Origin of the sequence: Nocardioides sp. NPDC058538 (assembly GCF_042719275.1) — a bacterium.
Taxonomy (GTDB): Bacteria; Actinomycetota; Actinomycetes; order Propionibacteriales; family Nocardioidaceae; genus Nocardioides.
On sequence record NZ_JBHXNY010000002.1, the window covers coordinates 118,560 to 132,778 of the forward strand.

Here is a 14,219-nt window from a genome sequence, read left to right on the forward strand (position 1 = left end):
ATGACCACCCATGACGTGATCGTGGTCGGCGCCGGGGTCACCGGCCTGACCGCGGCCTGGCGACTGGCCCAGGCGGGGCAGGACGTGCTCGTCCTGGAAGCGCGCGACCGCGTCGGCGGCCGGCTGCGCACCGAAGCCCACGGTGCGCCAGGGGAAGAGGCCGACTTCGAGATCGGCGGCCAGTGGGTCTCGCCGGACCAGGACGCCCTGATCGGGGTCCTCGACGAGCTCGGCCTACCGACCTACCCGCGCTTTCGCGAGGGCGAGTCGCTCTACGTCGACAAGGCGGGGGTGGCGCACCGTTTCGGCGACGACCTTCCAGTCGGCGAGGCCACCACGGCCGCCATCGCCCAGCTGACCAAGACGCTCGACGGTCTGGCCGCGGCCATGGACCCGGCCCGGCCGTGGGAGCTCGATGACGCCGACCACCTCGACAGCGTCTCCTTCCGTGCCTGGCTCGAGCAGCAGTGCGACGACCCGGTCGCGGTCGACAACGTCGCCCTCTACATCGGGCCCGCGATGCTGACGAAGCCCGCCCACTCGTTCTCCGCGCTCCAGGCCGTGCAGATGGCCGCCAGCGCGGGGTCGTTCAGCAACCTCGTCGACGCCGACGTGATCCTCGACCGCCGGGTCGTCGGAGGCCTGCAGCGGGTGCCGCTGACGCTGGCCGAGCGGCTGGGGGACCGGGTCCGCCTCGGGCAGGACGTCACGCTGGTGGAGTGGGACGAGGACGGCGCCGTCGTCCACGTCGGCTCCGAGATCCATGCCGCTCACCGGCTGGTCCTCGCGGTGCCGCCGACCCTGGTCAAGCGGATCCGGTTCAGCCCCGAGCTTCCGGCCGAGCACCGGATCGCCCGCGAGCACCAGTCGTTCGGGCTGGTCATCAAGGTGCAGGCGCAGTACGAGACGCCGTTCTGGCGTGCCGACGGACTCAGCGGCACCGGCTTCGCGCCGTGGCAGCTGGTCCACGAGGTCTACGACAACACCCCCGAGGGCGAGCAGCGCGGGACGCTGGTCGGCTTCGTCTCCGACGAGCGCGCGGACGCGGCCGGCCGGCTCTCCGACTCCGAGCGCCGGCGCCAGGTGCTCGAGTCGCTGGCGGCGTACTTCGGGGATGCGGCGCTCGAACCGCTCACCTTCGTCGAGAGCGACTGGCAGCACCAGGAGCTCACCGGCGGTGCGTACGGGACGAGCTTCGACCTGGGCGGGCTGACCCGCTGGGGTGCGGTGCTGCGCGAGCCGCTCGGGCCGATCGAGTTCGGCAGCAGCGACGTCGCCGGGCACGGCTTCCAGCACGTCGACGGGGCCGTACGTGTGGGGGGTGAGATCGCTCGCCGGGTTCTCGGCAATGCAACGTGATCGCAGCGAAGCGACGCCTAGCCTCCGATCGGGCGCGCTCATCGTGGGGGTGAGCGCGCCACCCTCGAGAAAGGTCCTCCCATCGTATGCGCCTACTCCTCATGGGCCCGCCCGGTGCGGGCAAGGGCACCCAGGCCGCCGTCATCGCCGAGCGTTTCGCCGTGCCGGCGATCTCGACCGGCGACATCTTCCGGGCGAACGTCGCCCAACAGACCGCGCTGGGCGTGGCGGCGCAGACGTACATGGACGCGGGCGAGTACGTACCGGACGAGATCACCAACGCCATGGTCGCCGACCGCCTCGCCGAGCGTGACTGCGCCGGCGGGTTCCTCCTGGACGGCTATCCGCGCACCCCGCAGCAGGTCGTCGAGCTCGATTCGCTCCTTGAGCTCTCCGGCGTCGGGCTCGACGCGGTGGTGCTGCTCGAGGCGGACCCCGACGAGCTGGTCAGCCGGCTCCTGGCCCGGTGCGCGGAGCAGGGCCGCGCCGACGACACCGAGTCGGTCATCCGTCGGAGGCTGGAGGTGTACGCCGCCGAGACCTGCCCGCTCGCCGACAACTATGCCGAGCGCGATCTGCTCGCGACCGTCGACGGCCTCGGCCCGGTCGCTGAGGTCACCGAGCGGATCCTGGCTGCTCTGACGGCGATGTCATCTCAGCGGACGGCGACCTCGGCGCCGTAGCGCTCGACGCAGAACGCCGAGAGCCGCTCGGCCAGGGCTGCCAGGGCGTCGGCGGCGTGGTGCTGCGGGTCCCAGGCGGCGTACAGCCTGATCCGGACCCTTCCCGCCGGTGCCTCGATGTGCAGGGGCACCAGGCCGAAGCGTGGGTCGTCGGAGACGACCGCGATCCCGCGGCCCGAAGCGGCGAGCGCCTGCGCGACCTGGGCGTTGGACACCTCGAGGACGTCGCCGTAACCCACGGCGGCGTCCTCGACCGCTGCGTCCAGGAGCGGCCGCGGGCGCAGGTCCTCGGTGAGGAGCACGAGCGGCCGCGCCACCAGATCGCGTACGTCCACGGACCCCCGCCCCGCCCACGGGTCGTCGGGCCGCACATAGGCCCACACCGGCAGCACGGCCAGAGCGCGGGAGGCCAGGGACCGGCCCGGCGGCCGGGTGACGATCGCCAGGTCGGCGCCGGCACGGACGGCCGCGACCGCGCCGCGCGGATCGAGCTCGCGGACCATCGCGACCGGGTCCTCGGGCCCGAGCGTCGCCAGGAACGGCGCGAGCACGTCGGTGAGCGTCGTCGATGGCACGGCGAGATGGAGCTCGTCGAGCCGGCCGGAGGCGAGGACTTCGACGGCGCGCTCGAGGTCGTCGGCGTGCGCGAGCAGGTCGCGAGCGCGGGGGAGGAGGTCCTCGGCCGTCCGGGTGAGGCGCAGCCGCCGTCCCTCCCTCGTGAACAGCGGAACACCCAGGCTCGCCTCGAGCTGGCGCAGCTGCCGCGACAGCACCGGCTGGGTCACGTGCAGCACCTCGGCCGCCCGGGTCGCGGAGCCCGCGTCGGCGGTGGCGACGAAGTAGCGCAGCAGCCGCAGATCCATGCTCACGAGACATGATTATAGTAGTCAAAAGGTCTTGGACGACATGTGTCGCGGAGGGCCATGCTGGACCCATGACCGAGCCCTCGACCCTCGAACAGTCCCGTCTCCTGCGTACGCCGCTTCCCGGCCCGCGATCCCAGGAGCTCATGGCCCGCAAGGTCGCGGCCGTGAGCCAGGGCGTGGCCACGACCATGCCCGTCTTCGCCGCGCGCGCGGCCGGCGGGATCGTCGAGGACGTCGACGGCAACCGCTTCATCGACCTCGGCTCCGGCATCGCGGTGACCACCGTCGGCTCCAGCGCGGCCAAGGTGGTCGACGCGGTCTCCGAGCAGGTGGCCGCCTTCACCCACACCTGCTTCATGGTCACGCCCTACGAGGGCTACGTGACCGTCGCCGAGCAGCTCGCCCGGCTCACCCCCGGCGACCACGAGAAGCGCACCGCGCTGTTCAACTCCGGCTCCGAGGCCGTCGAGAACGCGGTCAAGATCGCCCGCTCGTTCACCGGCAAGGACGCGGTCGTCGTCTTCGACCACGCCTACCACGGGCGCACCAACCTCACCATGGCGATGACCGCGAAGAACATGCCCTACAAGCACGGCTTCGGGCCGTTCGCGGGCGAGGTCTACCGGGCGCCGATGTCCTACCCGTTCCGCGACGCTTCCGAGATCGACGGCAAGCTGGCGGCGGCCCGGGCGACCTCGCTGATCGAGACGCAGGTCGGTGCCGAGAACCTCGCCGCCGTCGTGATCGAGCCGGTGCAGGGCGAGGGCGGCTTCATCGTCCCGGCGCCCGGCTTCCTCTCCGCGCTGGCGGAGTGGTGTCGCGCCAACGACGTGATCTTCGTGGCCGACGAGGTGCAGTCCGGCTTCGGCCGCACCGGCACCTGGTTCGCGGTCGAGCACGACGACGTCGTCCCGGACCTGGTGGTCAGCGCCAAGGGCATCGCCGGCGGCCTGCCGCTCTCCGCGGTGACCGGCCGCGCCGACGTCATGGACGCCGTCCACCCGGGCGGCCTGGGCGGCACCTACGGTGGCAACCCGCTCGCCTGCGCCGCCGCGCTGGCCGTGATCGAGACCATCGAGGCCGAGGACCTGCTCAGCCGGGCCCGGGCCATCGAGGAGCGTCTCCTCGGCAGGCTCCGTGACCTGCAGGTGAGCGACCGGCGCATCGGTGACGTACGCGGCCGGGGCGCCATGATCGCCGCCGAGTTCGTCGACCCGGCGACCGGCGACCCCGACGGCGCGGTCGCCAAGGCCGTCGCCGCCTACGCTCACAGCCAGGGCGTCATCACCCTGACCTGTGGCACCTGGGGCAACGTCATCCGCTTCCTGCCCCCGCTGAGCATCTCCGACGAGCTGCTCGACGAGGCCCTGGACGTATTCACGACCGCACTGGAGGAGACCAAGTGACCACGAGCACCGAGCCTACGAACACCCAGCCCGGCTACCTCGACGCCCTCGAGCCCGGCAGCGGCGTCCTCGTCGGCGGCCGGTGGCGTCCGGGCGGCGCCGGCGTCTTCGCGGTCGAGAACCCCGCCACCCGTGAGCACGTCGCCGACGTCGCCGACGGCAGCACCGAGGACGCGACCGCGGCCGTCGACGCGGCCGCCGAGGCGCTGCCCGCGTGGTCGGCCCTGCCGCCGCGCACCCGCAGCGACCTGCTCAGCCGGGTCCGCGACCTGATGCTCCGCGACGCCGACGAGCTCGCCGCCCTGATCGCGCTCGAGAACGGCAAGTCCCTCACCGACGCCCGCGGCGAGGTCGTCTACGCCGCCGAGTTCTTCCGCTGGTACGCCGAGGAGGCCGTGCGGCCGCACGGCGACTTCGGTCCCTCGCCGGCCGGCGGCACCCGCACCATCGTCACGCACAAGCCCGTGGGTGTCGCCGCCCTTGTGACGCCGTGGAACTTCCCGGCAGCGATGGCCACCCGAAAGATCGCCCCGGCCCTCGCGGCCGGCTGCACCGTCGTGCTCAAGCCCGCCGCCGAGACGCCCCTGACCGCCCTCGCGGTCGCCCGGCTGATCGCCGAGGCCGGTGTGCCGGACGGCGTCGTCAACGTGGTGCCGGGCCTGGACGCCGCCGCCATCGTCAGCACCTGGCTCGCCGACGCACGGGTCCGCAAGATCTCCTTCACCGGCTCGACCGGCGTCGGCCGCATCCTGCTGCGCCAGGCCGCTGACCGGGTCGTGAACACCTCGATGGAGCTCGGCGGCAACGCGCCGTTCGTGGTGGCGTCCTCCGCGGACATCGAAGCCGCGGTCGAGGGCGCGATGGTCGCGAAGTTCCGCAACGGGGGACAGGCCTGCACCGCGGCCAACCGGCTCTACGTCCACGCCGACGTCGCCGAGGAGTTCACCGCCCGCCTCGGTGCGGCCGTGGAGGCGCTCCGCGTCGGCCCCGCCGAGCAGGGCAGCGACATCGGCCCGCTCATCTCCGCGAAGGCGTACGCCACCGTCACCGGCCTCGTCGACGCCGCCGTGGCCGCGGGCGCCGTGATCGCCCACCGCGCCGAGGTCCCCGTCTCGGAGGGCTACTTCTACGCGCCCACGGTCCTGACCGGCGTACCGGCAGACTCGCCGCTGCTGCGCGAGGAGATCTTCGGGCCGGTGGCCCCGATCGTGGTCTGGAACGACACCGAGGAGCTGCTCGCCTCCGTCAACGACACCGAGTTCGGCCTGGCGGCGTACGTCTTCGGCGAGATGGGCGAGGCGCTGCACGTGGCCGAGCGGATCGACGCCGGGATGGTGGGGGTCAACCGCGGCCTGGTCTCCGACCCGTCGGCGCCGTTCGGCGGGGTGAAGCAGAGCGGCATCGGGCGCGAGGGCGCGCGGGCCGGGCTGGAGGAGTACCTCGAGACGCAGTACCTCAGCGTCGCCTGGTGATCGCGCCCCTGGTGATTGGCATCACGTAGGCCCCATCCAGGATGATGTGACTCAGACCACCCGCACACCCTGCGGGTGTTTCCTCGGGACAGCCTCACCCGGCAGTCCCGGCACAACGCTCCAGACGGACCACCAGCGCCGCCCGGCAGATTGAGGAGTCACCCCTATGACCGCAGTGTTCGAGCCCGGGACCTCGTTCGAGGCCTATGACCTGGCAGACCGCTATCGAGTCGGAGCCGGCCCGGTGTTGCTCACCGGGATCCAGGCGATCGCGCGGATGCTCGTCGAGCAGCGCGCGCTGGACCAGCGCCGCGGCCTGCGGACCGGCACCTTCATCTCCGGCTACCCGGGCAGCCCGCTCGGCGGTCTGGACCAGCTGCTGCTGGGTCTGCCGAAGGAGATGGCCGACGCCGACATCACCGTGGTCCCCGGCCTCAACGAGGAGCTCGCCGCGACCGCTGTGTGGGGCTCGCAGTCTGCCGTCACCCTCGACACCGAGCGCTACGACGGCGTCACCGGCGTCTGGTACGGCAAGGGCCCCGGCGTCGACCGCGCGCTCGACGCGATGCGTCACGCCAACATGTACGGCGCCCACCCCACCGGCGGCATGCTGATGCTGGTCGGCGACGACCCGGCCGCGAAGTCGTCCACCGTGCCCGCGGTCAGCGAGCGCACCCTGGCCTCGCTCGGCATCCCGGTGCTGTTCCCGCGCAACGCCTCCGAGATCGTCGAGTACGGCATGGAGGGCATCGCCCTCTCCCGTGCCTCCGGCTGCGTCGTCGCGCTCAAGATCGTCGCCGACGTCGCCGACGGCGCCTGGGTGGTCAATCCGGAGATCGGCGTCCTCGACCCGGTCACCCCGAAGACGGAGTGGGAGGGGGTTCCCTACGCGTACGAGCCGACCAAGATCGAGCTCTTCCCCGACCGGATCGTCGGCGCCGAGGCGAAGCTCTACGGCCCCCGGATGGGCGTCGTGAAGGCGTACGCCGCCGAGAACCGGCTCAACCGGATCGAGGTCAAGGCGCCGAACGCCAAGGTCGGCATCGTCGCCTCCGGCTCGTGCTACGACTCGATGCGCCAGGGCCTGAAGGACCTCGGGCTCGGCCACGACGACCTGATGGCCGCCGGGATCCGGGTGCTGCGTCTGGGGATGATGTGGCCGGTCGAGCCGACCATCGTCTCGGAGTTCGCCGACGGGCTCGAGGAGATCGTCGTCGTCGAGGACAAGACCTCCTTCATCGAGCAGGGCATCCGCGAGATCCTCTACGGCGAGCCGTCGGCTCCCGTCATCATCGGCAAGAAGGACCGCAACGGCGTCCCGCTGGTCCCGCTCGACGGCGAGCTGACCGCCGGCCGCCTGCTCGCGCCGCTGCGTCGTGCGCTGAAGGGCCACGCCCAGCTGAAGGCCGCAGGGCCCGCCCGGATCGACCTGCCGCTGCTCTCGACCTCCCGCACGCCGTACTTCTGCTCCGGCTGTCCCCACAACCGCTCGACCGCACTCCCGGATGGGAGCCTGGGCGGCGGCGGCATCGGCTGCCACACCCTGGTGACCGCATCCCAGCGTGAGGACAGCGCGGTCGTCGGCATCACCCAGATGGGCGGCGAGGGCTCGCAGTGGATCGGGCAGGCGCCCTACAGCCACGCCGGCCACACGTTCCAGAACGTCGGTGACGGCACCTTCTTCCACTCCGCGCAGCTGGCCATCCAGGCGTGCGTCGCAGCCGGGGTCAACATCACCTACAAGCTGCTCCACAACGACGTCGTCGCGATGACCGGTGCCCAGAAGCGACAGGGCGCGGTCGAGATGGCGCAGCTGACCCACAAGCTGATGAACGAGGGCGTCAAGGCGATCATCGTCGTCGCCGACGAGCCGCAGCGCTACCGCCGCAACAAGTTCCCCGCAGGCGTACGCCTCTGGCACCGTGATCGCCTCGGCGACGCCCAGCGGCAGCTTCGCGACGTCGAGGGCGTGACCGTGCTGATCTACGACCAGCACTGTGCCGCCGACGCGCGGCGTCAGCGCAAGCGCGGCACGATCGAGGCCCGCAACACCCGGATCGTGATCAACGAGGCCGTGTGCGAGGGCTGCGGCGACTGCGGCGTGAAGTCCAACTGCCTCTCCGTGCAGCCGGTCGATACCGAGCTGGGCCGCAAGACCCGCATCGACCAGACCTCGTGCAACACCGACTACACCTGCGTCGAGGGGGAGTGCCCCTCCTTCATGGCCGTCGAGACAGACCCGACCGTCAAGAAGGCGAAGAAGTCGACCCCCGAGCCGCCGACGGTGGCCGACCCGGGCTACGGCGAGCTGGAGCGGACGTACGGCGTCTTCATGGCCGGCATCGGCGGCACCGGCATCGTCACCGTCAACCAGGTGCTCGCGACTGCCGCGCTGCGCGCGGGCTTCGGCGTGGAGTCGCTCGACCAGGTCGGGATGAGCCAGAAGGCGGGTCCGGTGACGGCTCACCTGCGGTTCGGCCCGGGCGCGATCGACCCCTCCAACCGGGTCACCCCGGGCTCGGCCGATGCGCTGCTCGGCTTCGACCTGCTCACCCTTGCCGAGGGCAAGAACCTCGCCTACGGCGACCCGGCGCGCACCCGCGCGGTCGTGTCGACCAGCAAGACGCCGACCGGGCCGATGGTCTACGACAAGGACATCGCCTACCCGGCCGACGACGAGCTGCTCACCCGCGTGAACGGCGTGACGTCCTCGCTGCGTGCCTTCGACGCGCTGGCGGCGGCGGAGACGCTCTTCGGCAACACCGCCGCGGCCAACTTCCTGCTGGTCGGCGCCGCCTACCAGGCCGGTGCCCTGCCGATCCCCGCCGAGGCGATCGAGGAGGCCATCGGCATCAACGGTGTCGCGGTCAGCGCCAACGTCGCTGCCTTCCGCTGGGGCCGCGCCTCGGTCGCCGCGCCGGAGGAGTTCGCCAAGGTCACCGGCACCGCGACCGCTCCGGTCGAGGAGATCGCCGTGCCGGCTCTGGACGCCGCGACGTTCGACGGCGAGGTGCGCCGCCTCGCCGAGGTCCGCGCCCCGAAGCTCGTCGCCTTCCAGAACCAGGCGATCGCCCGTGACTACGTCGAGACCGTCGACCGGATCTGGAACGCCGAGCGCTCGGTGACCGCGGACACCCGCTTCTCCGAGGCGGTCGCCCGCTACCTGTTCAAGCTCACCGCCTACAAGGACGAGTACGAGGTCGCCCGGCTGCTCACCGCACCGGCCGCCCTGGACGGTGTCCGTGCCGAGGTGCAGGGCAGGATCAGCTTCAAGCTGTCCCCGCCGGTGTTCGGGGCGTTCCTGAAGGGTCGCAAGATGACCTTCGGGCCGCGCACCCACTTCATGCTCCGCCTGCTGGCGACCATGAAGTTCCTCCGCGGCACGTTCCTCGACCCGTTCGGTCAGGCCCACGTACGCCGCGCCGAGCGGGCCCTCCTCGCGCACTACACCGAGCTCGTCGACTCGCTCGCCGCCGAGCTCACCGAGGAGTCCTACGCCCGGGCCGTCCGGCTCGCGGAGCTCCCGGACATGGTGCGGGGCTACGAGAACGTGAAGATGCGCAACGTCGAGGCCTACCGCGAGGCCCTCGCCGCCGAGGGGATCGACCTGACGATCTAGAGCACCTTGTGGGTGCTGGACGGACCCTCACCCACGCCGAACGCCTCTGCCAGCCTCGACGGCGCACCAGCGCTGTCGAGGCTGGCCTCTACCTTGCGGATGTTGCGAGCCGACGGGTAGGCGAAGTAGGCCATCAGCACCAGCGAGATGGCGCCACCGATGAGGTACGTCATCAGCTGCCCCTCGGTGAGGACGAAGGCCAGGGCGAGAGAGACGAGCGCGACGACCTCGCTGAGGACGAGCCGCAGGATCATCGACGTCTGGTGCTTCTGGAGACCCTCGCTGGTCGCCTTCTCCGGCGGGGTCCCGGGCGTGACCGGCACGGCGCGGAAGCCGATCGCCGAGCACAGCACGGCCAAGACCACGCCGGCCGCGACCTGCCCGCCGATGACGTACGCCGAGGGCAGCTGCAGGTCAGCGTCGGGGATGCTGAGCGCGACGATGACCCCCAGCCCCACGACCATGGTCATGAAAGCGAGCGCCATCATCTGTGCCGTACGTGCCAGTGGTGCGGTCATCTGAGCTCCTTCTCGGGCTTTCGGTGACCGGCAATCTAGCCGACGCCGGGACCGGTCGTCGCGAGGCCACTCCGGCCAGAGGCGCTGTTCGCGCCCCGGGCCGGAGTGGGCGGCTCAGCTCCGCCAGGTGATCAGCGCGTCGAGCGCCTCGATCCGGTCTCCGGAGACCAGCAGCGGGTTGACCTCGAGCGACTCGAGCTCGTCGCCGAGGGCCACGGCGATCGCGCCGATCCCGGCCACCACGCCGGCGAGCGCGTCCAGGTCGACCGGAGCCTGGCCGCGGGCACCCCGGAGGACGGCGGCGCTGCGCAGCGACTCGACCGCCTGCCGGGCCTCGGCCTCCGAGACCGGTAGCAGGCGGAGCTGGGAGTCGCCGAGGATCTCGACCCAGACACCGCCCATCGCGACCGCCAGGGTGAGCCCCCACGACGGGTCGCGGACGACACCGACGAGCAGTTCCGTGCCACCCGAGCGCATCGGCTGGACGACGGTCGTGGTGCCGTCGTGGCCCGCCTTCGCGAGGGAGTCGGCGATCCGCGCTGCCGCGGCGCGTACCGATTCCGCGTCGTGCAGGCCGAGCTCCACGCCACCGAGGTCGCTCTTGTGCTCCAGATCGTCGGCGGCCGCCTTCAGCACCACGGGAAAGCCGACCTCCTCGGCGTGGCGCGCGGCCTCGTCGGGGGATGTGGCCACCCGGGACGGCACCATCGGGATGCCGTTGGCGGCCAGGAACGCGGACGCGTGACGCTCGGTCCACGTCCCGGTGCGTGGTGGCAGCCCGTCCGCGACGGTCACCTCGACCGCGACCGGCGCATCCTCGCCGGCCTGATGGTTCCGGTAGGTCTGCGACCAGCGGACCGCGTGGCCCAGCGCAGTCATCCCGTGCTCGATGCCACCCGCGATCTGCGGGTAGCCGGCCGCCTCTCGAAGGGCCCGCCCGGTCTCGCTCACGTCGATCAGGACGTTGCCCACGATCACTACCGGCTTCGGCGAGGAGCGGATCACCCCGGCCGTGTGCCGGTAGGTCTCCACCGCGAGGTCGAAGTCGGGTGTCGCCCGGGGCATGTCCTGCAGCAGCATGATGACGTCGACACCAGGATCGGCGGCGACGACGTCGAGGGACTTCGACATGAGCTGCCGGTCGAGCAGCACGTAGCCGGTGACGTCGAGCGGGTTGTTCGGCGTGGCGAAGGGCGGCAGTACCTCCCGGAGGGCTGCCGTGGTCGCCTCGGCGAACTCCGGGAGCTCGAGCCCTTCGTCCTCGGCACGGTCGGAGATGATCTCGGAGGCGCCGCCCGAGGGGGTGACGACGCCGATCCGGTTGCCCGGGAGCGGGCCGGTCTCGGCCAGCATGCCGGCGGTGACCATCAGGTCCTCCAACGAGCTCACGCGGATCACGCCGAGCTGACGGAAGGCGGCGTCGACGGTCTTGTCGTCACCCACCAACGCACCCGTGTGGGCCTGTGCGGTCCGGGACGCTTTGACGCTGCGGCCGATCTTGAGCGCCACGATCGGCTTGCCCGCCGCCAGCGCCCGCCGGGCGATCTCGGCGAACTCCTCCGGGTGCCGGATGCTCTCCAGGAAGAGCGCGATCACCTTGGTGTTCGGCGCCTCGACCAGCGCGTTCATCACGTCGGTCACCGACATCGCGGTCTCGTTGCCCATCGAGACCAGGAGCGAGATCCCGATGTTGCGGGCCTGGGCGAAGGCCAGCACGTTGCTGGCCAGCGCACCGCTCTGCAGCACGACCCCGACGGACCCACCCAGGAGCGGCGGGGGGATCGGCAGCCCGTACGGCGTGATCGAGTCGGCCGCGTTGATGAACCCGTTGCCGTTCGGGCCGAGGACGGTCAGGTCGTGCCTGCGGGCGAGGTCGGCGACCTCCTGCTCGCGAACCGCGCCCTCCTCGCCGACCTCGCCGTAGCCGGCGGTGAGGATGACGTAGTTCCGGATGCCGCGGGCCGCACCCTCCTCCAGGACCAGCGGCACGACCTCGATCGGCGTCATGACATAGACGAGGTCGACCGGGCCCGGGATGGCGGAGAGGCTGCGGTGGGTCTCGGCGCCGTGGACGACAGGCGTCTTGGGGTTCACCAGGTGCACGTCACCGGAGAAGCCGTGCTGAAGAAGGTTGTTGTAGGTGCTCAGTGACCAGCCCGACTTGTCGGTCGCCCCCACCAGGGCGACCGACTTCGGGCGGAAGAACTCCTGCAGCCGGTCGGCGTCGAGGGTGCTCATGGCGCCACCTCCGTAGCGCAGGCGCCAGAATACGGACGCGGCGCCCTGAAGTATCCGATGCTCGCTCGCTTGCCCTCGCTCATGCCAACGACGCTCCCACCTTGACGTGGCCCTTGAGGAGATTTCGGGCGATCGTACGGCGCTGGATCTCGTCGGTTCCCTCGAAGATGCGGAGCAGGCGCAGCTCGCGGTACCAGCGCTCCAGCGGGAGCTCTTTGGTGTAACCCATGCCGCCGTGGATCTGGAGGACGCGGTCGACGACGCGGTTGGCCATGTTGGTGCCGTACAGCTTCGCGATGGAGGAGGTGTGCCGGGCGTCCATCTTGTTCTCGACCTGCCAGGCGGCATGCAGGGTCAGCCAGCGGGCGGCCTCCAGCTCGACGGCACTGTCGGCGATGTGGCCCTGGATGAACTGGTAGTTGGCGATCGCCTGGCCCATCGAGTGACGGTTGTTGGCGTGCTCGATCGCCATCTCGAGCATCCGCTCCGCGGCACCGATGGCCCCGGCCGGGATCATGAAGCGACCGTTGCCGATCCACTGCATCGCCAGCTCGAAGCCCTTGCCCTCCTCACCGAGGATGTGGTCGTTCGGCACGCGTACGTCCTGGAAGCTCAGCGCCGCCGGACCCCACTCGCCCATGGTCGGGATGGGCGTGGACTCCCAGCCCATCGCCCGGTCGACCAGGAAGCAGGTGACACCGCCGTCGGCGCCCCTTTCCGGGTCGGTGACGGCGAAGACCATCACGAAGTCGGCCTCGTTGCCGTTGGTGATGAAGATCTTCTCGCCGTTGATCACCCAGTCGTCGCCGTCACGGACCGCCCTGGACCGGATGCTGCGGGCGTCGGAGCCGGCGCCGGGCTCGGTGATCGCGAAGCAGCTGCGGCGATCGCCCTCGATGGTCGGGATGAGGTACTCCTGCTTCTGCGCCTCGGTGCCGGCGTAGAGGATGTTGTCCGCGCTACCGCCGAAACGGAACGGCACGAAGGTGCGCCCGGCCTCACCCGCGATGATCGCCGACATCACGGCTCCCGCGGCCATGCCGCCGTACTCCTCCGGGGTGTTGATGCCCCAGTAGCCGTACTTGCGGGCCTTGGCCTGCAGGTCCTTGAGCTGTCCCGGCTCGAGCGCAGGACGGCCGTTGCGCTCGTTGAGGAGGACCTGGTCCTCCAGTGGCATCACCTCCTTGGTGACGAACTGGCGCACGGCCTCCTTGACTGCTCGATGCTCTTCTCCCAGCGCGAAGTCGATCATTGCCCGCTCCTTCGGTTAGAGTGAGTTTCTAGAATGGTTTTCTAGAATGAACTATGAGAAGCGTCACGCAGTAGCGGTTCGTCGTCAAGAGGAATTGCGCATATTGTGAGAAGATCCCGGCACCACGACGAGGAGTGAACGATGGCCCTAGAGGTCGAATCGCAGCGCCCGGGAGGGCGTCGCTGGGCGAAGACCGAGGAGACGCGCCGTCAGCTCCTGGACGCCTCGCGCGAGGTCTTCGCGGAGAAGGGCTACGCAGTGGCCAGCGTCTCCGACGTCGTCGCTCGTGCCGGCTCCAGCGTCGGGAGCGTCTACCACCACTTCGGTGGCAAGGAGCAGCTCTACCTCGCCCTGTGGGAGGAGTACGTCGACCGGCTGGCCGCCGCCGCCGCTGCCAGCGTCGCGAAGGCGCGCAAGAACGGCGTCGAGGCGCCGCTCGACCAGTTCGAGGCAGGTGCCCTGGCCTACCTCGACGCGGTCTGGGAGGACCGAGAGCTGCTGCCCGTCTTCTACGCCGGCGACGGCCCGCCGGGGTTCGAGATGATGCGCCGCCGCCGCAACATCGAGTGGATCCGCCGCAACCTGCAGGTGCTCGGCCTCGGTGTCAGCGACGAGAACCAGCTGCTCGGCGCGATCCTGACCGCGCTCATCGGTGAGGCGGCCCGGATGACGGCCGCGTGCGAGACCAAGCGCCAGGCGCGGCGAGTGTCTCGGCACGCGATCGCGTTGGCCCAGCGGCTCTTCGTCGGGGAGGTCGCCGAGCCCGCGGCTCAGGCGGCCGAGTAGCTCCCAGAGTGCGTTCGACG

10 protein-coding genes are annotated in these 14,219 nt (G+C 70.9%); 6 read left to right on the top strand and 4 right to left on the bottom strand.

Translation table 11 applies throughout. The annotated features are described in order from the left end of the window. Together ACFWQC_RS02560 and ACFWQC_RS02565 are read left to right on the top strand one after the other, a co-directional pair. Nucleotides 1–1,359 (top strand): flavin monoamine oxidase family protein, encoded by a 1,359-nt coding sequence (locus tag ACFWQC_RS02560; protein ID WP_378672627.1) that lies wholly within the window; start codon nt 1–3, stop codon nt 1,357–1,359. 86 nt (nt 1,360–1,445) lie between these two features. Beyond that, nucleotides 1,446–2,042, top strand: coding sequence for an adenylate kinase (locus ACFWQC_RS02565; protein WP_378672630.1), 597 nt, complete (start codon nt 1,446–1,448; stop codon nt 2,040–2,042). Here the strand turns inward: ACFWQC_RS02565 and ACFWQC_RS02570 are convergent. Beyond that, complete coding sequence (locus ACFWQC_RS02570) at nt 2,015–2,905, bottom strand: LysR family transcriptional regulator (protein WP_378673076.1); 891 nt, start codon at nt 2,903–2,905, stop codon at nt 2,015–2,017. The two genes, ACFWQC_RS02565 and ACFWQC_RS02570, sit on opposite strands and share 28 nt — an antisense overlap. Nucleotides 2,906–2,976: 71 nt before the next feature. On the opposite strand from ACFWQC_RS02570, the gene gabT reads away from it, so the two are divergent. The 3 genes from gabT (at nt 2,977) to ACFWQC_RS02585 (ending at nt 9,405) form a co-directional block, all read left to right on the top strand. Next, nucleotides 2,977–4,314, top strand: coding sequence for a 4-aminobutyrate--2-oxoglutarate transaminase (gene gabT, locus ACFWQC_RS02575; RefSeq protein ID WP_378672633.1), 1,338 nt, complete (start codon nt 2,977–2,979; stop codon nt 4,312–4,314). Next, entirely contained in the window at nt 4,311–5,786 is a 1,476-nt protein-coding gene (locus ACFWQC_RS02580) for an NAD-dependent succinate-semialdehyde dehydrogenase (protein ID WP_378672636.1), read from the top strand. Before gabT ends, ACFWQC_RS02580 begins: the two co-directional genes overlap by 4 nt. A gap of 166 nt (nt 5,787–5,952) precedes the next feature. Beyond that, complete coding sequence (locus ACFWQC_RS02585) at nt 5,953–9,405, top strand: indolepyruvate ferredoxin oxidoreductase family protein (protein WP_378672639.1); 3,453 nt, start codon at nt 5,953–5,955, stop codon at nt 9,403–9,405. Here ACFWQC_RS02585 and ACFWQC_RS02590 read toward each other — a convergent pair. From ACFWQC_RS02590 to ACFWQC_RS02600, 3 genes are all read right to left on the bottom strand, one after another. Then, nucleotides 9,402–9,923 (bottom strand): hypothetical protein, encoded by a 522-nt coding sequence (locus tag ACFWQC_RS02590; RefSeq protein WP_378672642.1) that lies wholly within the window; start codon nt 9,921–9,923, stop codon nt 9,402–9,404. The two genes, ACFWQC_RS02585 and ACFWQC_RS02590, sit on opposite strands and share 4 nt — an antisense overlap. A 114-nt stretch (nt 9,924–10,037) precedes the next feature. Beyond that, complete coding sequence (locus ACFWQC_RS02595; protein ID WP_378672645.1) at nt 10,038–12,161, bottom strand: acetate--CoA ligase family protein; 2,124 nt, start codon at nt 12,159–12,161, stop codon at nt 10,038–10,040. A 79-nt stretch (nt 12,162–12,240) separates the two neighbouring features. Further along, nucleotides 12,241–13,413, bottom strand: coding sequence for an acyl-CoA dehydrogenase family protein (locus ACFWQC_RS02600; RefSeq protein ID WP_378672647.1), 1,173 nt, complete (start codon nt 13,411–13,413; stop codon nt 12,241–12,243). Nucleotides 13,414–13,554: 141 nt separating this feature from the next. On the opposite strand from ACFWQC_RS02600, the gene ACFWQC_RS02605 reads away from it, so the two are divergent. Beyond that, nucleotides 13,555–14,199 (top strand): TetR/AcrR family transcriptional regulator, encoded by a 645-nt coding sequence (locus ACFWQC_RS02605; protein WP_378672650.1) that lies wholly within the window; start codon nt 13,555–13,557, stop codon nt 14,197–14,199. Nucleotides 14,200–14,219 lie beyond the last annotated feature (20 nt).